Origin of the sequence: Bradyrhizobium sp. Arg816 (assembly GCF_029989365.1) — a bacterium.
Classification (GTDB): domain Bacteria; phylum Pseudomonadota; class Alphaproteobacteria; order Rhizobiales; family Xanthobacteraceae; genus Bradyrhizobium.
This window is the reverse complement of record NZ_JAPRAQ010000032.1, coordinates 1-26,218: the sequence shown is the minus strand read 5'-3', so window position 1 is coordinate 26,218 and position 26,218 is coordinate 1. Positions and strand designations below refer to the sequence as shown.

The window sequence follows — 26,218 nt, the reverse complement described above, 5'->3', positions numbered from 1 at the left end:
TTTCGGATAACAAGGAAACCTGAAATGTCCGCTCATTCGGATGGCGGCGCGGAGCGTCTTGCACCATGAGTTCACCGCAAATCCGTCGCGAGGACCGCGCCATGTCGCAGGAGCGGATCCTGGAGATGCTGGCACGTGGATATGCTGGCCATCTCGCGACAGTCAGCGAGGACGGCTTTCCCTACTGTATCCCGCTCCTCTATCTCTGGCTCGACGGTGAGGTGTATCTGCACACGACGGCCGCCCGGGGACATCTGCGCGCAAACATCGAGCGAGATCCCCGCGTCTGCATCGAGATCGATGAGCACGAAGGTGTCTTCGACTATGGACGGTTCGAATGCGATTCCGGTCTCGCCTATCGAAGCATATGCCTGTTCGGCCGCATCAGGGTCGTGGGCGACACGGGCATCAAGCAGCGGTTCTGCGAAACGTTGATGGCCAAATACGGCAAGCCGGATACGACGCGACCGAAGGGGTTCTTCCCGCGGCTCGACATCATCACCGTCTACGCCGTCGCCGTTGAGCGCATGACCGGCAAGGAGACTTCGATGCCGCCGCTTTCCGAACAATGGCCCGCCAAGGATCGAACGAAAACGCCTAATGTCTCGGCCCCTACGATCCGCCGCTAATTCGCCAGATACCGCTCGTAGCTCCCGGTCACCGGCTCGCTCGTATCGACCTCGGGATCGAGCGTGTAGAGGTCCTGCGCGCGGCCGATACCGCGCAGCGCATAGCGTCCGGTGGAGACGAGGTAGCGGCGGCCGGTGGCGTCCAGGCCCTTGTAGAACTCGGCCGAGGCCAGCAGCTCGCGGTCGACCGAGCGGCTCATCGAGGCGATGCGGCTGACCTCGTTGACGGTGGGGCCGACGACGGTGAAGTCGAGCCGATCCTGGCTGCCGATATTGCCATAAAAGACTTCGCCGACATGCAGGCCGATATAGGCCGACGTTGTGGGACGGCCGTCGGCCTCCCGCCGCTTGTTCAGCGCAGCGACGTTCTTGCGGAACAGATGCTCGGCGCGCAGCGCAGCGCGCCGCGCATCCGACATGTCCTCCCCCCAGAACATCGCGAGCACGCCATCGCCGATCAGCTTCAGCACGTCGCCGCCGGCATCGTGGATCGCGTCGATCACGGCCTGGGCATAGTCGTTGAGGAACGGGATGATCTCGTCCGGGCCGATGCTCTCGCTGATCCCGGTCGAGCCGCGCAAATCCGAATACCACAGCACGGCATTGATGCGCTCGGTGACGCCGCGCGTGATGCGCCCGCCCAGCACCTGCGCGGAGGCATCGCGGCCGAGATAGACGCGGCCGAGGGTTCGCGCGATGTCGACCTGTTGCGCCGACTTGATCGCGAGCCCCAGCACCGGCACGAGATCGCGCAGGGCTTCGAGCTCGGGTTCGGAGAAGCCGCCGTCGCGGCGCGTGGTCCAGCAGGAATAGAGGCAATCCATCAGGCCGAGCGCGCCGTTCTCGCCGAAGCGATGCACGAAGGCGAGATAGTGCTTGTGGCCTTTTTCCGCGAGTTCACCGATCTGCGAAAAATCCATCGACGGCGCGTCGGCGAGATCGATCACCCTCTCGTCCTCGCCGTGCTCGAGCATGTGGAAGAACACCGAGCGGCGCCAGCTCTTGGCGGCATCGCCTTCGGCGGTCGAACCATATTCGAACACATCGCTCTCGTTGCTCTGCCGGTCGCTCCACCGGAAGCCGCGGCCCTCATAGATCGGATGCAGCGTGTCGATCACGACGAGCCCCCGCGAGAGTTCCAGCCCTTCGGCGCGGCAGCGCTCGCAGAAGCCGCGGAGCAGCTCGTTTTCGGGCAGGCCCGTCAGCCCTTGGCCGGTCAGCCAGTTCATCAGCGCGAGGCGCGAGGTCAATTGCATACGCCATTATGGCGTGCATTCGTGACGAGCGAAAGGCCACGCACGGACCGTACGCAACCAAGGCTCCCGTCCGCAGCAGATCGAATATGTCGCGGACGCTGTTGACGCGCTTTCGCCGCGGGCCGCAAATGCAACCGATGACACCGCCGCACACCGAGACCAGAATCGTACCGGGATGAGCCAGCGCCAGCTTCCGATCATCCTGGCGCTCGGCACCACGCAGACCCTGGCCTGGGCTTCCAGCTACTATCTGCCGGCGCTGCTCGCCGATCCCATGGCGCGCGACCTCGGCGTCTCCTCCAACTGGATCTTTGGCGCGTTCTCGGCCTCGCTGGTGATCTCGGCGATGCTCGGCCCTCGCATCGGGCGGCAGATCGATCTGTTCGGGGGCCGGCAGGTGCTGTCGGTCTCGAACCTGACGATGGCCGCCGGTCTCGTCCTGCTCGGCCTCTCGCACTCATTGGCGGTGATGGCGTTCGCCTGGCTCGTGCTCGGCATCGGCATGGCGATGGGGCTCTATGACGCCGCCTTCGCAGCGCTCGGCCGCATCTACGGCACCGAGGCGCGCAGGCCCATCACCGGCATCACGCTGATGGCAGGCTTCGCCTCCACTGTCGGCTGGCCCCTCACCGCCTGGGGCCTGTCCCATATCGGCTGGCGCGAGACCTGTTTCGCATGGGCGGCCGCCAATCTCCTGATCGGCCTGCCCCTGAACTTCTTCATGCTGCCGGCGATCATGGGCGCCAAGCAGGCCGCGGCGACAACCGAGAAGCCGCATTTGCCGCTCGACCGCACCATGGTGCTGCTCGCCTTCGTCTTCGCGGCGGTCTGGACCGTCACCGGCGCAATGGCCGTCCATTTCCCGCGCCTGCTGGAGGCCACGGGCGCGACGCATGTCGAGGCCATCGCCGCCGGCGCGCTGATCGGCCCGGCACAGGTGGCCGCGCGCGTTCTCGAAGCGGGCTTTCTGAGCCGCTTCCATCCGCTGTGGTCCACGCGCCTTGCCTGCGTCACCCACCCGCTCGGCGCCGCAATCCTCGCCATCTTCGGCGCGCCCGCCGCAAGCGCGTTTGCGCTGCTCCACGGCTCGGGCAACGGCATTCTCACGATCGCGCGCGGCACGCTGCCGCTGTCGATCTTCGGCCCGAAAGATTTCGGCTACCGTCTCGGCATCATCGGCGCGCCGGCACGGATGGCGCAGGCCGTGGCGCCACTGGCGTTCGGCCTGCTCATCGACGTCATGGGCGCCAAGGTGCTGATGGTCTCCTCCGCGCTCAGCCTCTCGGCGCTGGCGACGCTGTTCCTGATCCGCGCCGAGCGGCGGCCGGATTGACCGCGCAGCCGCTTTCGCGCACAAGCGGGCCATGAGCGAAGACAACAGCCCGCCCCGCACCTTCAAAGGCCTGCTGCGCTGGGCAACCACGCCGCCGCAGGCCTGGGGCGTCTATCTCCTCGCCATCCTCCTGGTGTGGCTGCTCTCGTTCTACGCCGGCACGCTCAAGCCGAAGAAGACACCGGACGCCAGCCCGCCTCCGGTCACAGCACCGCGCAGCTAGGCCGTCTTCGCCTGGCTGGTCGCGATAAAGATGCCAGCGAACACAGCAACCAGCCCGATCAGAAGGTTTGCCGTGATCGGCTCACCGATGAGCAACGCCGCAAGCAAGGTCGCGGCAATCGGATTGACCGTCATGGTATTGGCAACGCGGGTCGGCGTCGCCCGTGCCAGCGCCATCACCCAGAGGATGAAGGCGAGCGCGCCGCCGCCAATGCCGAGATAGACGCCGGCAATCCATTGCGCCACCGTGAAATGATCGAGCGCCGCAAAGCTGCCCTTTACGAACCCCGCCAGAACCAGCACGGCGGCGCCCGCGCCCATGCCGACGGTGAGAAAACCCAATGCGCTGGAGCGCTGCATCAGAGGGCGCGACAGCACGTTGTAGAACGCCATGCAGAACACGGCACCCGTCATGATCAACTCACCGCGCCAGGCACCGGGCGGGCTCTGGGCGAGCCCCGCTGCCAGCGCGGCTGTCACACCGAGCACGGCGATGCCGACGCCAATGATCTTGCGCGCCGTCAGACGCTCGACGCCGAGGATCGCACCGACCACCATGGTATGGAGCGGCAGCGTTGCCAGCGCGAGGCTGGCGCGCGCGGCGGTCGTGTAGGACACCGCGATATTGTAGAGGATGAAGAACAGGCCGAAGAAGCAGATGCCGAGCAGCGCCACCGCCGACCAGTCGGGCCGCTGCGGCCAGCGCACGCCAAGCAGCAGCGCGCAAGGCAACAGGCAGAGAAAGCCGATCCCCCAGCGCAGGATCGCCAGCAGAACCGGATCGGCGCCGCCGACGAGATAGCGGGTGATCGCCGCGGCCGTGCCGCCGAGGCTGCTCGACGCCAGTGCGATCGCGACCCCGGCCCACTCTCCCACGCTCGTCTCCCATCGCGGAGCCTTTCGCGGGCCGTAGCACGCTGCTGCTGCCAACGCCATGGCAGCAGCCTCGGCGCAAACGTCAGTCGTAAAACTCGGGCACCATCTTCTGGCTGTCGCGCTGGGCCTTGTCGTGGTTGATCCAGAGCTGCGCCTTCTCCTTGGTCAGCGTGTCGGCGATCTTCTGCATCGATGCCGCGCTCTGGTCCTTGTTGGCGTTCATGCTGGGGACGCGGCGGTTGTCCCAATTATCCCTGAAGTGGACGGCGTCGCCCGACAGCACCACCGCGCCGGTCTTCGGCAGCTTCACCAGCAGCGACTGGTGTCCCGGCGTGTGGCCGGGCGTCGACAGGATCGTCACGCTGCCGTCGCCGAACACGTCCTTGTCACCCGCGAGCAACTCGACCGGATGCGAGGGCTTGAAGCGCGGTTCGTTGTTGGCGCCGGGCCAGTCATATTCGGCCTTCTGCACGTAGAGCATGGCCTGCGGGAACTGCTCGACATTGCCGGTATGGTCGGGATGCGTATGCGACACCGCCATCGCCTTGACGTCGTCAGGCTTGAGGCCGAGCTGCTCGAGCTGGGCGGCCAGCGTCTTCGGCCGGCGCCAGGTGACGGCCTTGGGATCGGCGGGAACAAGGCCATTCGGCATGGCTGCCACGGCATCGGCGATGCCGGTGTCCCACAGAAACCAGCCCTTATTGCTGTGCTTGATGAGATAGCAGCTGTCGACGAAGTCCATCGCCTTGCCTTCGTTCAGGCCGGGCGTCCAGCGCGAGATATCGCCGGCGGTGCCCTCCCCGCAATTGAGGACGTAGAGCTTTTCGACGCCCGATTTCTCGGACTGCGCGACGGCCGCGTGGCCGGACAGAGCCAGCGCGGCGACGGCGAGAGCAAACTTGATCCCTGGCATCATCCTTGGTTCCTCTTGCAGCGCCCGGTATGGCGGCGACCGAGGATCAACCCCGGCCGCGCCGCTGAATTCCGTTTCGGCAGATCACATCAATGCGGGCAGGTCTCGACCTCGACCGTGACGTGGCTCAGGCCCTTCAGCCCGGCGAGCCGCTTCTTATAGACGGCCGGCTGCTTCGGCTTGTCCGACACCAGCGAGACCAGCACGGCGCAATGGCCGGGCCCGACCTGCCAGAGATGCAGGTCGGTGACGCGGTCCTCTCCGACCTCCATGCGGGCGCGGATGGTGCGTTCGAGCTTCTCGTCGGCGCGGACGTCGAGCAGCACCGCGCCTGATGTCTTGACCAGGCCGAACGCCCAGCTCGCGATCACGGCGCTGCCGATCAGGCCGACGGCCGGATCGGCCCAGACCCATCCCGAATACATCGCGACCACCAGCGCTGCGATCGCCAGCACCGAGGTGGCCGCATCGGCCATGACGTGGACGTAGGCCGCACGAAGATTGTTGTCGTGATGATGGCCGTGATGATTGTGGTCGTGATCATGATCGTCGTGATCATCATGCGCATGCCCATGGCCGTGGTCATGGCCGTGATGATGGTGATCATGGCTGTCGCGCAGCAGCCACGCGCTGGCGAGGTTGACGCAGAGGCCGAGGGCGGCGACCGCGATGGCCTCGCCATAGACGATCGGCACCGGCGTGAACAGCCGCAGCACGCTCTCATAGGCGATCTCGACCGCGATCAGGCCCAGGATGATCGCGCTGGAGAAGGCGGCGAGATCGCCGAACTTTCCGGTGCCGAAAGTGAAATGCGAATTCCCCAGATGCCGGCGCGCGAAGCGGTAGGCAAAGGCGGCAATCCCGAGCGCCGCCGCATGCGTGCCCATGTGCCAGCCGTCGGCGAGCAGCGCCATCGAGCCGAACAGCGAGCCGGCGACGATCTCGCCGACCATCATCACCAGCGTCAGGACGACCACGAGCCAGGTGCGCCGCTCGTTCTCGTCGTGCTTCTCGCCCAGAAAGGCGTGGTCATGGGTCCATTGCTCGATCGAATGGGAATGCATCGAAAACTCTCCGAAAGGTCCGGTCCGTTGACCCGCAATATAGACCTGCGGAACGTCCGGGCAAAATCAAGTCAACGAGCCGATTGACAGCCCGGCGCGGTTTCGTTGTAATGGCGCCCATGGGGATTGAGCGATCTCCCCACGAGGCGACAAGCCCAAGTATCGCGTCCCGTTTGTTCTTACGAGGGCGCATCATGTCTTCCTACACAACGATATCATCTGACAAATTGGCACGGCTGATCGGCACGGCGAACGCCCCTGCCCTGATCGACGTGCGCACGGACGAGGATTTTGCCGCAGACCCGCGACTGATCCCCGGCTCGATCAAGTTCAGCCACGGCAACGTTTCGGACTGGGGCGGCGAATTTTCCGGCCGCTCCGCCATCGTCGCCTGCCTGCGAGGCGCAAAGCTCGCGCAGGGCACGGCGGCCTGGCTCAGGCAGCTAGGGGTCCAGGCTGAGACTCTGGAAGGCGGCTTCGAGGGCTGGAAGGACGCAAAGCTGCCGCTGGTCGATGCTGCAAAACTGCCGCCGCGCGACGCCAAGGGCCGCACCGTCTGGGTGACGCGGGCCCGACCAAAGGTCGACCGCATCGCCTGCCCCTGGCTGATCCGGCGCTTCGTCGATCCCAACGCGGTGTTCCTGTATGTCGCGCCGTCCGAGGTCGTCGCCGTGGGCGAGCGTTTCAACGCGGCGCCCTTCGACATCGAGAACGTGTTCTGGAGCCACCGCGGCGAGCTCTGCACCTTCGACGTGATGATCGAGGAATTCGGGATTGCCACGCCCCCGCTGCTGCGGCTCGCCACGTTGGTCCGTGGCGCCGACACCGCGCGGCCCGACCTCGCACCGGAAGCCCCCGGCCTGCTCGCGGCTTCGCTCGGGCTGTCGCGGATGTACGACGACGATCTCGAGCAGCTCGAAGCCGGCATGACGCTCTACGACGCCTTCTACCGCTGGTGCCGCGATGCGACGGCCGAGACCCACAACTGGCCGACCAACAAGGTGAAGGCGTGATGGACATCCGCGCCAATCAAACGGAAGCTGATGCCGGTCACGGCATCAGCTTCCGCGAAGCCTTTCGCGTCTGGCTCCGCGTCGCCTGCCTGAGTTTTGGCGGGCCCGCGGGCCAGATCGCGGTGATGCACCGCATTCTGGTCGAGGAGAAGAACTGGATCTCCGAAGGCCGATTCCTGCATGCGCTGAACTACTGCATGTTGCTGCCGGGGCCGGAGGCGCAGCAGCTTGCGACCTATGTCGGCTGGCTGATGCATCGCACCGCCGGCGGGCTGATGGCGGGCGGGCTCTTCATCCTGCCCGGCATCATCGCGATCATGGGCCTGAGCTACATCTACGCGGCTTTCGGCAATGTCAGCTTCGTCGAGGCGCTGTTCTTCGGATTGAAGGCCGCCGTGCTCACCATCGTCCTCGAAGCCGTGGTGCGCGTCGGCAAGCGCGCGCTGAAGAACCGCATCATGATTGCGCTCGCCGCAATCGCCTTCGTCGCGATCTTCTTCTTCGCGGTCCCCTTCCCGATCATCATCATCGCCGCCGGCGTGATCGGATATGCCGGCGCGCGGGCCGGCCGCCCGGAATTCGCACCGGCCGGCCACGGCCATGGCGGCAGCACCGCCGTGATCGACAGCATGCTCGGCGAAGCCGTTCCCGAGCATGTGCGCCCCAACACCGCGCGCGCGATCCGCGTCGGTGCGCTATGGCTCGCGCTCTGGCTGGTGCCGGTGATCGCGCTGCTTTTGATTCTTGGTCAAGCCAGCGTGTTCAGCCAGATCGCGCTGTTCTTCTCGAAGATGGCGCTGGTCACGTTCGGCGGCGCCTATGCGGTGCTGGCCTATGTGGCCCAGCAGGCGGTCGAGCATTATCACTGGCTGAAGCCGCACGAGATGCTCGACGGTCTCGGCATGGCCGAAACCACGCCGGGCCCGCTGATCATGGTGCTTCAGTTCGTCGGCTTCATGGCCGCCTATCGCGATCCAAGCGGCCTGTCGCCGATGCTTGCAGCGACGCTCGGCGGATTGCTTGCGACCTGGGTCACGTTCACCCCCTGCTTCCTCTGGATCTTCGTCGGCGCCCCCTACATCGAGCGCCTGCGCGGCAACACGGGCCTCGCCGGCGCACTCGGCGCGATCACCGCCGCCGTCGTCGGCGTGATCCTCAACCTCTCGATCTGGTTCGCGCTGCACACGCTGTTCCGCGAGACCGTTCCGGTGCACGCCTTCCCGTTCGCATTCGACAGGCCGGTGTTGAGCAGCGTTGATATTCCGGCGCTCGTGCTATCGATCGCCGCGGCGACTGCGATCTTCCGGTTCAAGCTCGGCATGCTCACGGTGCTGGCGGGCAGTTGCGCTGCGGGCGTGGCGTTGCGGCTGGTGGGGATGATCTAGGGCGGCCAAAAGCCGACATTCAAAGAGAGCGCGCTCCGAGCCGAACAACGACAACGGGCTCGGGGCGTGCGAGCACCAAGAAACGTTAAGGTATGAGCGACGCCGTATGGGCGACTAGCGCGATCATGTCGTCGATGCTGAGGTTTTCAACAGCCGGCTTCATGAGGTCGCTATTGGCGCCCTTCCGCGCGCCCGACTTGAAGTCGTAAAGCTGACGGAACAAGTACGTGGGCGAACGGGCCGCAATCCCTGGCGCCACGGCAGTCCCTTTGAGGTCGGCACCATGACAAGCGGCGCACTGGACGCGGAGGTCGCTGCTCGCTGCCAACGCCCTCCCCTTCTGAATGCTGCCAACCGGGACATAGGCGATGAAACGAGCGCGCGAGTCCCGGCTGACAAAGTGTTCAACGTTTTCCGGAATCTCGATGATGCGCTGGCCGATGGGCTCTTTCTCGCCGCCGTCCATCGGCGCCAGGAACAAGTCCCTTACATGTGTCTTCGGAACGTTGTCGGTCTCTACGACCGCAATCTTCGATCTCGGTTTGATTGACGCAAAATAGTTCGCAGCCTCCTTGAGTTCCTGATCGGTGATGGCCTTGGACGTCTTGATCATCAGGTCGGTGGCGATGCGGGGCGCCGAATTCGTACGCAGGCCCGTCTTGAACTCCACCGTTTGCTGGATGATGTATTCCGCGGGGAAGCCAAACAGGCTGGCATTCTCAGGGCCGCCCGGTCCGTCTGCCCGGTGGCAGACGCCGCACGCGAGCACGTCAGGCTTTCTCCCCCTTGCGACGATCTCTGGCATAGCCGGATGGTCTTCCGGATGCCAGTCGGGAGCGGCGAACAGATCGCGCAGTTGCGTGAGCGTAAAACCGGCGGCGCTGTCAGGGACTCGCCGGATCGTGCCGTCGTCGGGGGCGCGTTGGAAATTCGGCGGGTTTACCGGATAGGCCCATGCTGGCGGGCCGTCTTGGCTTTGTGCAAGCGCCCCCGCTGGAGCAAGCGACGTCAGCGAAAGGGCCAAAAGCGCCGAAGAAATCCTCATGGCTAAGACCTCCATGCGCATCGGCGGACCGAGACCTTCGAAGCCGAAAGCGTGAAGATCGGCCGCTCGCGAGGCAGTGCCGCAGAAATCTGCGGGCAGGCGTTCCTCCATTAGGCGTTCCAAGAAGCATTCAACGGCCGAGAAAAGCTGGCGTCAATTAGGGATTTGGGTGCGAAGCACTCAACCTGAGCAATTCCGGTCTGCTAGCCTCCCCTGAGCAGACCTTAAGCGGCAGGAAGCATCTTCGCGGATCGCTATGCAACGGAACGCCCCTTCGACAGCTCCCGTTGCGCAACGACCCGCACAGGTGGAAAAACGACGCAATCCACTACGTCGAAATTGACTTGAATGCGCCGGTCGAACGACTGCGCAAAGGCAATAGCGCCTTTGCTGTTTTTATCGGCGATGCGTGTGCCAAGTGTGCAGTGGGGCGTCCACGCACCGGGCCGATAATGTGGCCGACAGTAGGTCGGGTCGATGGCAGCGCTGATTGAAGCGTGCCACCTTCTGAGGGTCTCGCTCGGTTCGGGCTCAGCCCACAATACAAGTGGCGAGCCTACGAACCACCTAATTCGCCCGAATGTGACAGGCAATTGTGTTTCGCCTGCGCTTGCAGACAGCATTGCTTTCCACGCCGTCTTTTCGTCAATCTCGGGCGCATCATAGATCGCGAATGTCAGATGTGGTCGGTACGCCAGAGTGCGCATCGACGGCCCGTCCTCCAACGCAGCAACTTGGTCCCATAACTGTTCGATCTCGTCCGCGGAATCGTTATCAGCTCGGATATTGATTGCGACTGCCATCCGCCCTGCTCAAGCCGGTGAAGTCCGTCATCTTGGACCGCCCCTCGAAGATCCGCAACGGGTCACAAGCCGTCGATGATGAGCAAGCGGGACGACTTCCGCTTAAACTCCAGAAGCTGCCTTTGATGAGTACACGCCTCTGGCCGAAAGCTCGTCACCTACGCCCTCGTCGACGATTGCCTGTCGGGCAACACAGCCGCGCTGCGTGACCTCATGACGTGTCAAGCTCCGCCTCTTAAAATATTCCACTTTACCGAAATTCGGATTTGTCGTATGTCCGAAACATCCTGGCCCGAGACAAGGGGCGGATCGCGATCGTCACGAACCGCGGGCCGGGCAGCGATGGACGCGACAGCGTCGGGCGCGATCGGCATTGCAGGGCGGGACACCGTGAGCAATGGCTCTTGCGCATACGACACGACGCTGACAGCATCTTCGCATGGCTTCGGGAGCGAGCACACGCCACCTCTCGGAGTCCCAGCGAAAACGTGCGCGGACGGCCAAGTCGTGTGGTCCTGACGCCCGGGGTCTGTGCGTCAAGTCTTGTGGTGATGTGTGCTGCCCAACCGGGTGCGCGCGTCAGCCATCCGCAAGCCGACGGGGGCAATAGTGCATCGCTCCCCGGGGAGAGCGCGAAGTAAGCCGTAAACCATTGCGCAGGGAAGGCCGGGCGATCCGGCGAAACCTGTGGTCCACCCCGTGTGCATTTCTAAGGTGCACGGACCTGCGGGTGCCAGCCGGCGCCCGGCCTTCCCTGCGCCCTTGTTATGATGAGGGCAATGTGACGGAGCAAAGCTCGGGCGAAATGCGCCGCGAGAATGCGAACGCTCGCCCGCTGTTTGAAATGTGTAACCGAGCGATGCCCCGTCCAGCCCCACTCTCAGCGTCAACGCCCACGAAGGCGGGCATGCCACCTGTATTGCGACAACTACCGCATCATCATCCGCGCGATGGCTTCGCCGATCACCACCGTCGTGAAATGGGTGTTGGCGCGACAGTCCGACGGCATGATCGAGGCGTCGGCGACGCGTAGACCCGAAATGCCTTTCACCGTACCGTCCGGATTGACCACGCCCTCAGCGTCGTTAACGCCGCTCATGCGGCAACTGCCGGCTGCGTGCTGGATGTCTCCGGTCTCACGGCGCAGCACCGCATCGAGCTCGTGATCCGGCAGGCTAGCTGCCTGCGGAAGCGTCAGATCGGTGTCGGCAAGCCGTATCCAGTCGGCAACGCCCGAGAGCGCCGGCTGCGAGGTGATCACGGCCAGTCGCTTCACCGCATCCTTCATCCGCAGCATGTCGCGGGGATCGGCCAGCATGTTCTCCTCGACGATGGGATCGATCGCCGGATCGGTCGAAGCCAGCTTGAGCGTGCCGCGCGAATAGGCGTTGAACAGGCCGGCGCCGATCGCTCCGGGCACGCCGATGCCGCGGTGGTTGAAGGCGATCAGGATCATGTCGCGCTTGCCGCCATCGGCGAGGCCTGACGAATAAGTCACGCAGCAATTGGTGTGGCGGGTGTCTGGATCGGTCGGCCGCAGGTTTTCGTGGAGCTGGATCGTGGCGCGAAACAGCGGGTGGTCGAAGAAGTGGCGGCCGACCGGCAGATCGCGCTCGACCGCGATCCCCATCGCCTTCAGCTCATCCGCCGGTCCGATGCCCGAACGCAGCAGGATCGCCGGACTGTGGATGGCGCCGGCGCAGAGCACGATCTGGCGCGCGCTGATCTCGTGGGTGCCCTGCCCTTCGATGTGAACCCGAAGGCCGGTCGCCCGGCCGTCGCTGATCAGCACGCGATCGACCAGCGCATGCCCGCGAATCTCGAGATTGGCACGGCCGCGCGCCGGCTCGAGATAGCCCTCGTTGGTTGTGATGCGGCGGCTGTCGCGGCTGTTGATGGGATAGCAGGCGACGCCCTCGCCATCGGGACTGTTGAGGTCGGCGCACCAGGGATAGCCGCTCGCCAGCGCCGCATCGCGCAGGCCGCGATCGATCGGGCCCCACTTCTCGGGCGGAGCCCGATAGACCGGCAGCGGTCCGCCGCTTCCATGGCCCGGGGCGTCACCAAATTCCAAATCATCTTCGATCACCGAGAACAGCGGCATCACGTCCTTGGCCGACCAGCCGGTGCAGCCATTGGCTGCCCATTCGTCGAACGCGTCGGCGACGCCGCGGATGGCAATCTGGCCGTTCATCATCGATGAGCCGCCAAGCCCCTTGCCGCGCCAGTAGAAGCGCGGCTCCTGCCCGGCCACCCGGCGCGTCAGGAGTTCGGGCCATTGCCATTTCTCCTGGTACTCACGCTTGTGGATGATCGGGATCGGATTTGGGGTCATCACCTCCCAGGGCGCCTCGTCCGCGCGCCAGTCCAGCCCCGCTTCGAGCAACAGGACGCGCCTTGCGGGATCTTCGGACAACCGCGCCGCAACAGCGGCGCCGGCGGAGCCGCCGCCGACAACAATGACATCGTACATCGCGTTACTTCTCAACGTTCCAGAACACCGGGATGGCGGACGGTATCAGACCACGCAGGGTGGCGCGATAGGCCGCCGGCTGCGCGAACTGGCCCCACGGGATCGCGGGCGCCTGATCGTACATGACGCTCTGAATCTCGCCGGCGATCTTCTAGCGATCCTCCTCGGCGGGCGCCTTGGCGAAGGCTTCCATCAGCGGCGTGATGCGCGCATCGCATTGCCAGCCGGTGAAGTCGGCGCAGTTGAAGGCGACCATGACGTTGGTCAGCGGCGAGCCCAGGTCAAAACCGCCGGCGTGAACGCCATAGACGCTCCAGCCCTCTTTCTTGGCGCGGCGCGCCAGCACGCTCGCCCAGTCCATCACCTGGAGATCGACGTTGAACCCGGCCTGCTTCAGCCGCTCGGCCAGCACCTGCGCCGAGACACGCGGGGCTTCGAGGTCGTTGGCTTCCATGACGACCACGGGCTCGCCGGCATATTTGGTCGCCTTCAGCGCAGCTTTCGCCGCTTCAATCGACGTCTTCGCGGCGGCTTCCGTGCCCGCCTTGCTCTCATAGGTGGTGCCGCAGGTGAAGAACGTCGCGCAAGGAGCGGCGTATTTGGCATCGAGCCCGAGCGCATCCAGCACTTCGCGCTGGTCGACCAGCTTCCACAGCACGCGGCGAATTTCCGGATCATCAAACGGCTTCGATGCGGCGTTGAGACGATAGGCGCCGGCGAACATGTTGCCGCCGGTGAAATTGACCAGCTTGACGCGGGAGTTCTTTTCCAGCTGCGGCAACAGATCGAACGGCGCATATTGCATGAAGTCGACCTCGCCGGCCTGCAGCGCGGACGCGGCGGTCGCGCCATCCGGGATGACGCGGATCTCGAGCGTGTCGATGCCGACGCGCTTGCCGCCGGCGAGGAAATCGGCGGGCTCAGGGCGCGGCACATAGTCGGCGAATTTCTTCAGGATCATGCGATCGCCGGTTCGGTGATCGCCCTTGCTATAGACGAACGGGCCGGAGCCGATGATCTCCGTGATGCGCTGGTCGCCGGGTGTTTTCGCGATGCGCTCGGGCATCATGAAGGCGACGGGGCTGACGGGATTGCCGAGCGCATCGATCACGAGGCCGGACGGCTCCTTCAGCGTCAGCACGAAGGTTTTCGCATCCGTCGGCTCGAGCGAGGCTGTGATCGCGAAGATCCGACGGCCGAGAGCGCTGCGGGTGCCCCAGCGGCGCAGCGACGCCACGCAATCGGCCGCCGTGACCGGCTGGCCGTCATGCCATTTCAGGCCGTCGCGCAGCGTGAACGTATAGGTCAATCCGTCGGATGAGACTTTCCAGTCCTGCACCATCTGCGGCTTGATGTCGCCCTTGGAGTCTTTCGCAAAGAGCGTGTCGAACACCATGTAGCCAAACGTGCGCGAAATGTAGGCCGTGGAAAAATGCGGATCGAGCGTGACGATCTCCGCCTCGAGCACTGCAACGAGATTGCCCGCCGCATGCGCGGGCGCCGCGACCAGCGCGAGGCCGAACAGCGCCGGAATAAAAGCCTTCAGTTTGAACATTGTGCCTTTTGCTTCTTCTTGAGAGTTCATTTGCAGGCAAAGAAAAAGCAATGTTCGTGCCCGATCGACGCAGGCACTTATGCGCTCACGCCTATCTGCCAAGCGTTTGCGCCACACTCGCTGTCATCGCCCGCCTAGTGCGCAATTGCGCACAGGGGCGGGCGATCCAGTATTCCGGAGAGGGGCGTGATGAAACCGAGAAGCCGCGGCGTACTGGATGCCCCGGTCAAGCCGGGGCATGACACCTGTGTTGTGGCATCCCGGCTCTGCGCAGCAGCGTTTCACGCTGCAGCGCATCCGGGACACGAGCCTGCTTACCCGATCACCTTGCCGAACTTGTTCGACTTCGGGAAACCCTTCGGCGGCATGCGGCCGGCATCCGCACGGGTGCCTTGCCACTCGGCGAGCTCCTTCATGGTCGCGGAGAATTCGCGGCCGGCGGAGTCCTTCCAGGTCAGGCCCGCCTTGGCCTCGAACACGGCGACGTCGGACAGGCCGCCGTCCTTGTACTTCTGCAGCCGCACGCCGCGACCGCGGGCCATCTCCGGCACTTGGTCGAGCGGGAAGATCAGCATCTTGCGGTTCTCGCCGATGACCGCGACGGTGTCGCCGATCACCTCGGTGACCGTGCGCGCCTCGTTCGGCATGTCGACGTTGAGGACCTGCTTGCCCTTCTTGGTCGTGCCGACGCAATCGTCCTCGTTGACGACGAAGCCCTGGCCCTCGTGGCTCGCGACCAGGAATTTGCGCCCGCCCTTGTTGACGAACAGCGCGACGGGAGCGGCCTCCTGCTCGAGGTCGATGAACAGACGGATCGGCTCGCCATGGCCGCGACCGCCCGGAAGCTTTGCGACATCGAGCGAGTAGAATTTGCCGTTGGTGGCGAACAGCAGCAGCTTCGAGGTCGTCTCCGCGAAGAAGGCAAAGCCGAGCTTGTCGTCCTGCTTGAAGGCCAGCCCCGAGAGATCCTCGACATGGCCCTTCATGGTGCGGATCCAGCCCTTGTCGGAGACCACGACCGTCACCGGCTCGCGCTCGACGAGGGCTTCCTCCATCGCGGCGAGGTCATGCTCGGGCGCATCCGCAAAGGTGGTGCGGCGCCTGCCGAGCGGCGTCTTCGGTCCAAACATATCGCGGACCTTGCCGACCTGCTCGCCGACCTTCTTCCACTGCTCCGGCTCCGAGGCGAGCACCGCGTTGATGCCCTTGAGCTCGGCGCGGAGGTTCTTGTCCTCGGTGCGGATCTCCATTTCCTCAAGCTTGCGCAAGCTGCGCAGGCGCATGTTGAGGATGGCTTCGGCCTGCACCTCGGTAAGCTTGAACGCCTTGATCAGCGCCGGCTTCGGCTCGTCCACGGTGCGGATGATCCTGATCACCTCGTCGAGGTTCAAGTACGCGATCAACAAACCGCCCAGAACTTCGAGCCGGTGCTCGATCTGCGTCTTGCGGAAGTTGGTCCGGCGGATCAGGACGTCGCGCAGATGGTCGAGCCATTCGCGCAAGCACTCCGCGAGCCCCACGACCTTGGGGATGCGGCCCTTGATCAGCACGTTGAGGTTCAGCGGAATCTTGTTTTCGAGCTCGGTCAGCCGGAACAACGATTCCATCATCAGGGCGGGATCGACGTTCTTCGACTTCGGCTCGATCACGATGCGGACGTCTTCGGCCGACTCGTCCCTGATGTCGCCGACCAGCGGCAGCTTCTTCTGGTCCAGCAGCTCGGCGACCTTCTCGATCAGGCGCGACTTCTGCACCAGGAAGGGAATCTCGGTGACGACGACGACCCAGGTACCGCGCGTACCCTCTTCCTGCTCCCATCGCGCGCGAACACGGAACGAGCCGCGACCGGTCGTATAGGCCTCAGCGATCGCCTGCTTGGAATCGACGCAGATGCCGCCGGTCGGGAAATCCGGGCCCTTCACCCACTTCAGCAGCGCCTTCGACTTCGCGTCGGGCTTCTCGATCAGATGCAGCGCGGCGTCGCAGAGCTCGGCCGCGTTGTGCGGCGGGATCGAGGTCGCCATGCCGACCGCGATGCCCTGCGCTCCGTTGGCAAGCAGGTTCGGGAAGCCGCCGGGCAGCACGACCGGCTCTTTCGACTGGCCGTCGTAATTGGCGCGGAACTCGACACCGTCCTCGTCGATGCCGTCGAGCAGAAGCCGCGCGACGTCGGTCATGCGCGCTTCGGTGTAGCGGTAGGCGGCCGGGTTATCGCCGTCGATATTGCCGAAATTGCCCTGGCCGTCGACCAGCGGGTAGCGCGAGGAGAAATCCTGCGCGAGGCGGACCATAGCGTCGTAGATCGCCTGGTCGCCATGCGGATGGAACGAGCCCATCACGTCGCCGACGATCTTCGCGGACTTCTTGAAGGCCGTGCCGGGGTCGAGCCTGAGCAGGCGCATGCCGTAGAGGATGCGCCTGTGCACCGGCTTGAGGCCGTCGCGCGCATCCGGCAGCGCGCGGTGCATGATGGTGGAGAGCGCATAGGCGAGATAGCGCTCTTCCAGCGCCTCACGCAGCGGCACCTCGTGAATTTCGGCCGGTTCCTCCGGCGGAATCAATCGTTTTCCCATGCCGCCCGGTTAAACCGTGGAAGCGAATCGGGCAAGGATCGATTGGTTCCCTGTGGGCGGCTATTGCCCTGCCCAGCCGGCGGTCACTGGCTGCTGGGTCTTGGCTTGCGCGGTGACCGGCGCATTGGTCAGGCAACGCCGGGCGACCTCGATTTCGGCCTCCGTTGCCCCCTTGGACCGCGCCCATGCCTCTGCGGCCGCAGCGGAATATTTCGCCACGTAATACCGGACCACGGTGCAGGATGCCCGGCGAAAGACACCCGGTTGCGGCTCGCCAGCCACCGCGTCAGGCGCGAATGCAAGCAGCGCCGCCGACAAGGCGAATCCCTTGATCAACATTTAGGCTGTCCCCGTTGTGGAACCCAGCGAGGCCAATTCAACCAGGCGGATTTGGTTCCGGGGAATATCATGCCCTCAGGCAAGGCAGAGGCCCCCCCAGGTCATGGCGCCGGAATCGCCGCCTTCGCCTGCTGCCGCGTCAGCGCATTGATGAAGCCGGCGCGCGCGTCGGAATGGCCCTGGCCGCGCGGCTCCAGCACATGGCGCAGCAAGAACAGGCCGGTAAGCCGGAAGCCGTCCTGGAGATCCTGGTCGGTGAGGTCGCTCGCGGCCTCGCCACGACGCAGGAACGGCGGCAGGCGCAACAGCCGGTCGCGCCAAGGTTCGCCGGCCCCGCGCGACACCGCGCCGCCGGATTTCGGCGAAACATAGATCAGGTCCGTGGTCTCGCCGGTCACCGCACAGTTTTCCAACGCGAGCCCAAAGCCGAGCTCGGCGAGCATCGCCAGCTCGAAATGGATGAGGTGCACGGCGGCACTGCCGATATCGTCGAAATCATCGAACGAATGTTCGAGCATCGCAAAGATGTCTTCGTGCGGATCGCGCTCCGGCAGCAGCCGCGCAATCGAGGCGAGATGGGTGACGCCATAGACGCCGTGGGAGGATCCCAGCAGCGTCGCCGCGCGCAGCTTGAGGCCCTCAACCGCATAGGTGCCGAGATGCTCGTCGAGCCGCGCCCGCCACACCACGCTGACGCTGTTGCCGGGCTGCAAGAGCGGTCGCATCCGCGAACCGGCGCCACCGCGCACGAGGCCGAGATGCCGGCCGTGCGTACGCGTCAGCAGCTCGACGATGGCGCTGCTCTCGCCATGCCGCCGCACGCCCAGCACGATGCCTTCGTCGGTCCATTCCATGGTAGGAAGTGTAGCGCAGTTCGAGCGATCGTAGGGTGGGCAAAGCGAAGCGTGCCCACCAATTTGATTTGCGGCACGATTATGGTGGGCACGACGCGCGAGGGCGCGCCTTTGCCCACCCTACGGCCCCGCACTAGGCGTTGAACCAGCCCTGCGCGTCGCCGGTGAAGGAGAAATACAGCCCCATCGCGGTCAGCACGCAGGAGACGATCTCGATGACGCCGTCGAGCTCCAGGCCCTTCTCGCCGATGATCTGGCCGAGCGAGATCACGGACAGTGCGAGGGCCGCCGCCAGCACCCAGCGCGGCCAGTTCTTGCGCCAACGCGCAGCCAACCAGACGAAATAGACCAGCAGCACGATCATGCCGCCGGCGAGCAGGGTCGCCATCATGATCATCTGCTCGGTCATTTCGGCATTGGGCGTGCGGTCCTGCACCGCGACCGACAGGGCATCCAGCATCAATGACGCATAGAGCAGCGCTTCGAAGCGCTGGACGTTGCTGGGTACGCTCATCGGTGACCGATCTTTTCTTGGTTATTCTTTGGGAAATTCCAGGCCCATCTCGCGATAGCGATCGGGATCGTCACCCCAGTTTTCGCGCACCTTGACGAACAGGAACAGGTGCACCGGCACGCCCAGGATCTCGCCGATCTCCTTGCGCGAGTCCGCGCCGATCGACTTGATGGTGGCGCCGCCTGCGCCGAGCACGATCTTGCGCTGGCTCTCGCGCTCGACGAAGATCGTCTGCTCGATGCGCACCGACTTATCCTTGCGCTCCTCCCACTTGTCGGTCTCGACCGTGGATTGGTAGGGCAATTCCTGATGCAGCTTGCGATAGATCTTCTCGCGCGTGATCTCGGCCGCAAGCTGCCGCATCGGCGCGTCCGACATCTGGTCTTCGGGATAGAGGAACGGCCCCGGCGGCACGATTTCCGCCAGCGTGTGCCTGAGGTCGTCGACGCCGTCGCCCGAGATCGCCGCGATCATGAAGGTCTTTGCAAAGGCCATGCGCTCGTTGGCGGCTTGCGCCAGCGCCAGCAGCTTCTCACGCTGGACCAGATCGACCTTGTTGATGACCAAGATCTTGTCGTGATTGACGCTCGCGGCCTTGGTGAGGATCGCCTCGGCCTCTTCATCAATCCCGGTCTTGGCGTCGAGCAGCACGCAGACGAGGTCGGCGTCATGCGCCCCGCTCCAGGCCGTCGAGACCATGGCGCGGTCGAGCCGGCGCTTGGGCAGGAAGATGCCCGGCGTGTCGACCAGGATGATCTGCGCGTTGTCCTCGATGACGATGCCGCGGATCAGCGCGCGCGTGGTCTGCACCTTGCGCGAGACGATCGTGACCTTGGCCCCGACCAGCGCATTGACCAGCGTGGATTTTCCGACATTCGGCGCGCCGATCAGCGCAACGAAGCCGCAGCGCGTTGCGGAGGGCGCCTCGCCGCTTGGTTCAGCCGTCATTGCCGCCGCCAACACCTTCACGTTCGATCATCACTGAAGCCGCCACCTTCTCCGCTGCACGCTTGCTGCCACCGATGCCTTCGGCCGGCGCCAATCCCGGCAGATCCACCGCAACGCGGAACTGCGGATCGTGATGCGGGCCGGTGCGCTCGACCTCGCGGTAAACCGGCGTCGGCAGCCCCTTCCCCTGCGCCCATTCCTGCAGCACGGTCTTGGGATCGCGCAAGGGACGCCGCGGCTTGTGCATGCGTTCAGTCCAGTTGCGCCTGACGAATTCCGCCGCCGACGCGTAGCCGCCGTCGAGGAAGACGGCGCCGATCACGGCCTCGCAGATGTCGCCGAGCACGCTCTTGCGCAGGCGGGCATCGGCGCTCGGCCCGACCGAACCGAGCTTGACGTCGTCGAGCAGACCGAGCGACTTGGCAACGTCGGCGCAGCTCTCCTTGCGCACCAGTTCGGCAAGTCGCTTGGACAGCTCGCCCTCGTCGGCATTCGGAAAGGCGTGATAGAGCATGTCGGAGACGACGAGCCCCAGCACATGGTCGCCTAGGAATTCCAGCCGCTGATAGCTGTCGCCGCGCTTGCGCCCGGACTTCAGCGCCGAGACATGCGTGATCGCCTGCATCAGCAGATTCGGATCGGCAAAGCTGTGGCCGATGCGCGCCTCGAGCGCCGCGTTCGCATCCGAGCCCTTGGCCTTGCTGCTCCGCACCCGCTTCTTCTTTGCAGGCGTCTTGGTTTCATGTGTTTTGGTTTCAGGCGTCTTGGTCGCAAGCGTCTTGGTCGCAGCTTCGCCGTCGGCGCCCGCCGCGGGCTCGGTCGATTGGATCGGGATGTCCTTGGCTTCGTCTTTCATCGGACGATTTTGAAGAAACGGTTCCAGCGAACAGCCCAAGGCCAGCGCCAGAACATCCAGGCGTGCTCGCCTTCGGCGATGGAAAAGAAGATCATCTGGGCGCGGCCGATCAAATTCTCCTGCGGCACGTAGCCGACCTGGCCGAGGAAACGGCTGTCGGTGGAGTTGTCGCGGTTGTCGCCCATCATGAAGAAATGGCCCGGCGGCACGTTGTAGACGTTGGTGTTGTCCATGTAGCCGTTGTCGGCGCAGTCCAGCGTCTCATAGGACACGCCGTTCGGCAGCGTTTCCTTCCAGCGCTTCACCCGCGAGATGCCCCCGCCTTCGGAGCCGCAGGGATCCTCGCCGACAAATTCGCTCATGCGCTGCCGCTCGACCGGAGTGTCGTTGATGTAGAGCAGCCCATCCTTCATCTGGACGCGGTCGCCGGGAAGGCCGATGACGCGCTTGATGTAATCGGTGGAGTCGTCCTTCGGCAGGCGGAACACGACGATGTCGCCGCGGTTCGGGTCCGAGCCCCAGATCCGCCCCGAGAACAGCGGCGGCGAGAACGGGATCGAGTAGTGGCTATAGCCGTAGGAATATTTCGAGACGAACAGATAGTCGCCGACCAGCAGCGTCGCCTTCATCGAGCCGGACGGAATGTTGAACGGCTGGAACAGGAACGTGCGGATCACGAGCGCAATCAGGAGAGCATGGATCACGACGCGGATCGTTTCGCCGACGCCGCTTTCAGTTTTCGTTCCCGAAGTCACGCTCATTGCTCTCTCAATTCCGGCAGGCGATCACAGTGCGCCCTCCTACCGCGAACAGCCCATCGCTTCGCGGCCCAAGGAGATTGTCCTGATTCTGATAATGAGGGCCAATTCCGGCGTAAAGCCGAATTCGCCCAGGCTGATTTGCGTCCGCGGACTTTTAGACGGTTGTCGGGGGCCACGCAATCAAGGATCGCATCAAAACTGCATAAGACATTGATTTATAATATGAATTATAAAAACAGCCCGCTAACGGTCAGGGCTTGGCCAGCGGCACGGCGGAAATGATGACGAAGGCCTGCGCCAGCGGCCAGTCGTCGGTGATCGACAGGTCGATCTTCGCCTCGAACCCCTCGGGCGTCAGGGCCTGGAGCCGGGCCAGCGCCCCGCCCGTCAATTGCATGGTCGGCCGCCCGCCCGGCAGGTTGACCACCCCCATGTCGCGCCACCAGACACCGTTCCGGATACCGGTGCCGAGCGCCTTCGAGCAGGCCTCCTTGGCGGCAAAACGCTTGGCGTAGGTCGCGACCACCATCTTCTCGCTCTTGGCGCGCCGCTCCGCCTTGGCCCGCTCGGCCGCGGTGAAGATGCGGTCGAGGAAACGCTCGCCATGGCGCTCGATCACCTTGCCGACGCGGGTGATGTCGATCAGGTCGGAGCCGATGCCGATGATCATGCCCGGCTCCGGCCGCGGTCCATCGCGGCGCGCATGCTGCGCACCGTCTCGGCGAGCCCGACGAACAGCGCCTCGCCGATCATGTAGTAGCCGATGTTCAGCTCCATGAGCTCCGGCAGCGCCGCGATCGTCTCCGCCGTCGCATAGTCGAGCCCATGGCCCGCATGAACCTCGAGCCCCGCTTCCTTGGCCAGTTTCACCCCTGCCACGATCCGCTGCCATTCCGCCTCGGCCTTCCCGGTGTGGCCGTCGACGACGGCGTCGCACCAGGCCCCCGTGTGGATCTCGATCACGGGCGCGCGCAACCGTGCCGCCATCTCGATCTGCGCGGGGTCGGCGGCGATGAACAGCGAAACCCGGATGCCCGCATCGTTCAGGCGTGCGATGTAGGGCGCCAGCGCATTGTGCTGGCCGACGACGTCGAGGCCGCCTTCGGTCGTCACCTCCTGGCGGCGCTCCGGCACGAGGCACACCGCGTGCGGCTTGGTCGCGAGCGAGATGCGCATCATGTCGTCGGTCGCCGCCATCTCGAAATTCAGCGGCTTGGAGATCTCGGCCTTCAGCCGCGCCATGTCCTCGTCGCGGATGTGGCGGCGATCCTCGCGCAGATGCGCGGTGATGCCATCAGCGCCGGCCTCGATCGCGAGCAGCGCGGCGCGCACCGGATCGGGATGGCGGCCGCCGCGCGCGTTACGGACGGTCGCGACATGGTCGATATTGACGCCGAGGCGGAGCGGAGATGCGGGCATTTCAGGACTCACGAAATCGGGGGGACGGACGCATACGAAAGGCGTCTATCCATTAACACGTTCGACGCGGGCAACGACCGCCTTCGCGCGCAACTGGGCGAGGATCGCGCTCAAATGCTTCAGATCGTAGACTTCGAGATCGATCGTCGTCTCGGTGAAGTCGGGCGAGCGGCGCTGCATGCTGATGTTGTCGATGTTGCCGTCGTGCTCGGCGATCACGGTCGCGATCTGCGCCAGCGCGCCGGGCTCGTTGACGTTCTCGACCTTGATGCGGGCCGGGAAGCGCTGCGGGGCGGAGTCCTCGATGTCCCAGCGCACGTCGAGCCAGCGCTCCGGCTCCTCCTCGAAATCCTTGAGGGCCGGCGCCTGGATCGGGTAGATCGTGATCCCCTCGCCCGGCGTGACGATGCCGACGATGCGGTCCCCGGGCACCGCGCCGCCGTTCGGCGCGAACTTGATCGGCAGGTCGGAATTGATGCCGCGGATCGGGATCGCGACCGGGCTGCGAGGCGGCTCCGACGACTTCTCCTTGAGCTTGGCGGCGAGCCCCTTCTTGACGCCGTAGCGCGCGATCCGCTCCTCCTTGTAGTCGGGATACATCGCACGCGCGACGTGGGAGGCCTTGATCTCGCCACGGCCGACCGCCGCCATGACGTCCTCGATCGAGGTGCGCGCCAGCCGCGGCAGCGCGCCCTTGAGCTTGTCGTCGGCGTATTCGATTTTGGCGCGCTCGAACAGGCGCTCGACGATGCGCCGGCCGAGACCGACATATTGGTCACGCACCGCGGTCCTGGTGGCGCGGCGGATCGCGGCGCGCGCCTTGCCGGTGACCGCGAGCGTTTCCCAGGCCGACGGCGGCGCCGCTTGCGCCTCCGAGGTCAGCACCTCGACCTCGTCGCCGTTCTGGAGCTCCGAGGACAGCGGCGCGAACTGGCCGTTGATCTTGCAGCCGACGGCGCTGTTGCCGACGTCGGTGTGCACGGCATAGGCGAAGTCGATCACATTGGCATGGCGAGGCAGCGCGATCAGCTTGCCCTTCGGGGTGAAGCAGAACACCTGGTCGTGGAACAGCTCGAGCTTGGTGTGCTCGAGGAATTCCTCGGGGTTGGCGCTCTCCGAGAGGATGCCGATGGTGTGGCGCAACCAGGCGAACGCATTGGACTCGCGCTTGAGAAACTCGGTCGGCGAGCCCACGTCTTCCTTGTAGAACACGTGTGCGGCGATGCCGCGCTCGGCGATCTGGTCCATCGCCTCGGTACGGATCTGCAGCTCGACGCGCTGGTTGCCGGGGCCGATCACGGTGGTGTGGATCGAGCGGTAGTCGTTCTGCTTCGGCGTCGAGATGTAGTCCTTGAAACGCCCGGGCACGACCGGCCAGGTGGTGTGGACGATGCCGAGCGCGCGATAGCAGGCCTCGATGTCGTTGACGACGAGGCGGAAGCCGAAGATGTCGGACAATTGCTCGAAGCCGACCGACTTGCGCTCCATCTTGGTCCAGATCGAGAACGGCTTCTTGCGGCGGCCATAGACCCGCGCGCCCAGCCCCCGGTGGCGCAGATTGTTGGAGAGCTGGTCCTCGATTTCGCCGATCAGGTTGCGGTTGCGCTCGGCGAGCGCGTCGAGCCGCTGCATCACCACCGAATAGGCTTCCGGATCGAGGGTGCGGAAGGACAAATCCTCCAGCTCCTCGCGCATTTCCTGCATGCCCATGCGCCCGGCCAGCGGCGCATAGATGTCGAGCGTCTCCTCGGCAATGCGCCGTCGCGACTCCGTCGGCACGAAGTCCAGCGTACGCATGTTGTGCAGGCGGTCGGCGAGCTTGACCAGCAGAACGCGGACGTCGTCGGCAATGGCCAGCAACAATTTGCGCAGGTTCTCGGCCTGCTTGGCCTCGCGCGACACCAGTTCCAGCCGCTTCAGCTTGGTCAGGCCCTCGACCAGCGCGCCGATCTCGGGCCCGAAGATCTGGTCGATCTCGGCACGCGTCGCCTCGGTGTCCTCGATCGTGTCGTGCAGCAGCGCGGCCACGATGGTGGCATCGTCGAGCTTCAGATCGGTGAGAATCGCCGCCACTTCGAGCGGGTGCGAGAAATAGGGATCGCCCGAGGCACGGGTCTGCGAGCCGTGCGCCTTCATGGCGTAGACATAGGCGCGGTTCAGCAGGTCTTCGTTGGTATTGGGATTGTAGGACCTGACGCGCTCGACGAGGTCATATTGACGCATCATCCGCGCGCGGGGCTTGGCCGGGCGCCCCACCGGCGCAGTCGGGGCCACGGCAACCGATTCGGTTGCGGCCAGCATCTGCGTTTGTCTCGGGCGCCGATACACCATGCCATCCTGCCTTCAAACGGACCATCAGCCGCCCGTTGCATACATCTTAGCCCCGATCGCGCGTGCGTCCGATCAATTCGGTGACAGGCAAGCAACGCGATGCGGCAACGCTATGGTAACCACGAAAACGCCAACAAAAGCAAAGGCCCGAACACGGGTTCGGGCCTTTGATAAGATCACAAGAAGTCGACGACTGCGACGGGACGATTACTCGTCCTCCTCGGGCTGTTCTTCCGGCGGCGCGAGGCCCTCGAGGCCCTTCAGGAGCTCCTCTTCGGTCATGCGCTCAACGGCAACTTCGGTATCGTCGGCATCGACGCTGGCACCGGCGGAACCGATCAGCGGGACCGTATCGGGCTCGGGCTCGTCGACCTCGACGAATTTCTGGAGCGAGTGGACCAGCTCCTCGCGGAGGTCCTCCGGCGAGATGGTTTCGTCCGCAATTTCGCGCAAAGACACAACGGGGTTCTTGTCGTTATCGCGGTCAACCGTTAGTTGTGAACCGGACGAAATCATGCGGGCCCGGTGGGCGGCCAGCAGGACCAGGTCAAACCGGTTGTCGACCTTGTCGATACAATCTTCTACGGTGACGCGAGCCATGGACTGTCGCTCCGTTGTGGGTGGGACGAAATATGTGGATGATTGGGGCTAGTTATAGGGGACAGGGCGATTTCGCAAGGCCAATTTGTGATTTGGCCTCGCCAAACGGCTCTGCTACCCCCACATTGGGGCTGGGATGGGTGGTTTGCCGGGCTGCCATTGAGGGCGGCACCGGGCGTATGCAGGTCCGCCATAACTATACCTTGATTGCCACGACTTCTCCGGATTTGCGGTTTCGACGGGTTTCGGCGGCACCATAAGACTGCGCGGCTTGCTGTCGCCGCGCCAACAATAAACGATCAATCACGAACGCTACGCGAGCAAACTGAATGTCACCTTCTGCCACTAACAAGATCGCGCTCTTCATCGATGGGGCCAATCTCTACGCGACGGCGAAAACTCTGGGCTTCGACATCGACTACAAGCGCCTGCTGAAGGAGTTTCAGAGTCGCGGGA

25 protein-coding genes are annotated in these 26,218 nt (G+C 64.6%); 6 read left to right on the top strand and 19 right to left on the bottom strand.

The annotated features are described in order from the left end of the window. The first annotated feature begins 65 nt into the window (after window positions 1-65). Window positions 66-629, top strand: a complete 564-nt coding sequence (locus tag OWC48_RS41100) for a pyridoxamine 5'-phosphate oxidase family protein (RefSeq protein WP_282525117.1) — start codon at window positions 66-68, stop codon at window positions 627-629. On the opposite strand, the gene OWC48_RS41095 is transcribed toward OWC48_RS41100, so the two are convergent. Further along, the gene (locus OWC48_RS41095) at window positions 626-1,885 is read right to left on the bottom strand and encodes an adenylate/guanylate cyclase domain-containing protein (RefSeq protein WP_282525116.1); all 1,260 of its coding nucleotides are present in this window, start codon (window positions 1,883-1,885) and stop codon (window positions 626-628) included. The two genes, OWC48_RS41100 and OWC48_RS41095, sit on opposite strands and share 4 nt — an antisense overlap. A 175-nt stretch (window positions 1,886-2,060) precedes the next feature. On the opposite strand from OWC48_RS41095, the gene OWC48_RS41090 reads away from it, so the two are divergent. Both OWC48_RS41090 and OWC48_RS41085 read left to right on the top strand, forming a co-directional pair. After that, window positions 2,061-3,218: an MFS transporter gene (locus tag OWC48_RS41090; RefSeq protein WP_282525115.1), complete on the top strand. Its 1,158-nt coding sequence runs from the start codon at window positions 2,061-2,063 to the stop codon at window positions 3,216-3,218. A 31-nt stretch (window positions 3,219-3,249) separates the two neighbouring features. Beyond that, window positions 3,250-3,441, top strand: a complete 192-nt coding sequence (locus OWC48_RS41085; RefSeq protein WP_282525114.1) for a hypothetical protein — start codon at window positions 3,250-3,252, stop codon at window positions 3,439-3,441. Here OWC48_RS41085 and OWC48_RS41080 read toward each other — a convergent pair. The 3 genes from OWC48_RS41080 to dmeF form a co-directional block, all read right to left on the bottom strand. Then, a complete protein-coding gene (locus tag OWC48_RS41080; protein ID WP_282525113.1) occupies window positions 3,438-4,316 on the bottom strand; it encodes a DMT family transporter in 879 nt (292 codons plus the stop codon). The genes OWC48_RS41085 and OWC48_RS41080 overlap by 4 nt on opposite strands. An 82-nt stretch (window positions 4,317-4,398) precedes the next feature. Further along, complete coding sequence (locus tag OWC48_RS41075) at window positions 4,399-5,232, bottom strand: N-acyl homoserine lactonase family protein (protein WP_282525112.1); 834 nt, start codon at window positions 5,230-5,232, stop codon at window positions 4,399-4,401. 86 nt (window positions 5,233-5,318) lie between these two features. After that, window positions 5,319-6,293, bottom strand: a complete 975-nt coding sequence (dmeF, locus tag OWC48_RS41070) for a CDF family Co(II)/Ni(II) efflux transporter DmeF (protein WP_282525111.1) — start codon at window positions 6,291-6,293, stop codon at window positions 5,319-5,321. A gap of 194 nt (window positions 6,294-6,487) precedes the next feature. Here dmeF and OWC48_RS41065 point away from each other — a divergent pair, with 194 nt between their 5' ends. Both OWC48_RS41065 and chrA read left to right on the top strand, forming a co-directional pair. Continuing rightward, entirely contained in the window at window positions 6,488-7,306 is an 819-nt protein-coding gene (locus tag OWC48_RS41065) for a chromate resistance protein ChrB domain-containing protein (RefSeq protein ID WP_282525110.1), read from the top strand. Then, the gene (chrA, locus tag OWC48_RS41060; RefSeq protein WP_282525109.1) at window positions 7,306-8,691 is read left to right on the top strand and encodes a chromate efflux transporter; all 1,386 of its coding nucleotides are present in this window, start codon (window positions 7,306-7,308) and stop codon (window positions 8,689-8,691) included. Before OWC48_RS41065 ends, chrA begins: the two co-directional genes overlap by 1 nt. Before the next feature lie 85 nt (window positions 8,692-8,776). Here the strand turns inward: chrA and OWC48_RS41055 are convergent, their stop codons facing one another. The 15 genes from OWC48_RS41055 to rpoZ all read right to left on the bottom strand — a co-directional run bounded on the left by OWC48_RS41055 (window position 8,777) and on the right by rpoZ (window position 25,762). Further along, a complete protein-coding gene (locus tag OWC48_RS41055; RefSeq protein WP_282525108.1) occupies window positions 8,777-9,847 on the bottom strand; it encodes a cytochrome C-binding protein in 1,071 nt (356 codons plus the stop codon). A 143-nt stretch (window positions 9,848-9,990) separates the two neighbouring features. Further along, on the bottom strand, window positions 9,991-10,539 hold the full coding sequence (locus OWC48_RS41050; RefSeq protein WP_282525107.1) for a 2'-5' RNA ligase family protein: 549 nt from the start codon (window positions 10,537-10,539) through the stop codon (window positions 9,991-9,993). A gap of 928 nt (window positions 10,540-11,467) precedes the next feature. Then, a complete protein-coding gene (locus OWC48_RS41045) occupies window positions 11,468-13,012 on the bottom strand; it encodes a GMC family oxidoreductase (RefSeq protein ID WP_282525106.1) in 1,545 nt (514 codons plus the stop codon). A gap of 151 nt (window positions 13,013-13,163) precedes the next feature. Next, complete coding sequence (locus tag OWC48_RS41040) at window positions 13,164-14,567, bottom strand: ABC transporter substrate-binding protein (protein WP_282525105.1); 1,404 nt, start codon at window positions 14,565-14,567, stop codon at window positions 13,164-13,166. Window positions 14,568-14,881: 314 nt separating this feature from the next. Next, the gene (gene parC / locus OWC48_RS41035; RefSeq protein WP_282525104.1) at window positions 14,882-17,140 is read right to left on the bottom strand and encodes a DNA topoisomerase IV subunit A; all 2,259 of its coding nucleotides are present in this window, start codon (window positions 17,138-17,140) and stop codon (window positions 14,882-14,884) included. Window positions 17,141-17,200: 60 nt separating this feature from the next. Further along, window positions 17,201-17,479, bottom strand: a complete 279-nt coding sequence (locus tag OWC48_RS41030) for a hypothetical protein (RefSeq protein WP_264621248.1) — start codon at window positions 17,477-17,479, stop codon at window positions 17,201-17,203. Window positions 17,480-17,580: 101 nt separating this feature from the next. Beyond that, on the bottom strand, window positions 17,581-18,333 hold the full coding sequence (gene recO / locus OWC48_RS41025; protein WP_282525103.1) for a DNA repair protein RecO: 753 nt from the start codon (window positions 18,331-18,333) through the stop codon (window positions 17,581-17,583). Window positions 18,334-18,466: 133 nt separating this feature from the next. Then, complete coding sequence (locus OWC48_RS41020) at window positions 18,467-18,847, bottom strand: hypothetical protein (protein WP_282525102.1); 381 nt, start codon at window positions 18,845-18,847, stop codon at window positions 18,467-18,469. Between the two features lie 21 nt (window positions 18,848-18,868). Continuing rightward, window positions 18,869-19,795 (bottom strand): GTPase Era, encoded by a 927-nt coding sequence (gene era / locus OWC48_RS41015; RefSeq protein WP_282525101.1) that lies wholly within the window; start codon window positions 19,793-19,795, stop codon window positions 18,869-18,871. Then, window positions 19,785-20,651, bottom strand: a complete 867-nt coding sequence (gene rnc, locus OWC48_RS41010; protein ID WP_282525100.1) for a ribonuclease III — start codon at window positions 20,649-20,651, stop codon at window positions 19,785-19,787. The genes era and rnc overlap by 11 nt, the downstream gene beginning before the upstream one ends. Further along, window positions 20,648-21,412 (bottom strand): signal peptidase I, encoded by a 765-nt coding sequence (lepB, locus tag OWC48_RS41005; protein WP_015685654.1) that lies wholly within the window; start codon window positions 21,410-21,412, stop codon window positions 20,648-20,650. The genes rnc and lepB overlap by 4 nt, the downstream gene beginning before the upstream one ends. 250 nt (window positions 21,413-21,662) lie before the next feature. Next, on the bottom strand, window positions 21,663-22,082 hold the full coding sequence (acpS, locus tag OWC48_RS41000; RefSeq protein WP_014494745.1) for a holo-ACP synthase: 420 nt from the start codon (window positions 22,080-22,082) through the stop codon (window positions 21,663-21,665). Further along, the gene (locus OWC48_RS40995) at window positions 22,079-22,831 is read right to left on the bottom strand and encodes a pyridoxine 5'-phosphate synthase (RefSeq protein WP_282525099.1); all 753 of its coding nucleotides are present in this window, start codon (window positions 22,829-22,831) and stop codon (window positions 22,079-22,081) included. The genes acpS and OWC48_RS40995 overlap by 4 nt, the downstream gene beginning before the upstream one ends. A gap of 45 nt (window positions 22,832-22,876) precedes the next feature. After that, window positions 22,877-25,162, bottom strand: a complete 2,286-nt coding sequence (locus tag OWC48_RS40990; protein WP_282525098.1) for a bifunctional (p)ppGpp synthetase/guanosine-3',5'-bis(diphosphate) 3'-pyrophosphohydrolase — start codon at window positions 25,160-25,162, stop codon at window positions 22,877-22,879. Between the two features lie 207 nt (window positions 25,163-25,369). Further along, a complete protein-coding gene (gene rpoZ / locus OWC48_RS40985) occupies window positions 25,370-25,762 on the bottom strand; it encodes a DNA-directed RNA polymerase subunit omega (RefSeq protein WP_014494742.1) in 393 nt (130 codons plus the stop codon). A 329-nt stretch (window positions 25,763-26,091) separates the two neighbouring features. Here rpoZ and OWC48_RS40980 point away from each other — a divergent pair. Next, on the top strand, window positions 26,092-26,218 hold a 127-nt coding region (locus OWC48_RS40980), incomplete at its 3' end, for an NYN domain-containing protein (protein WP_249641133.1).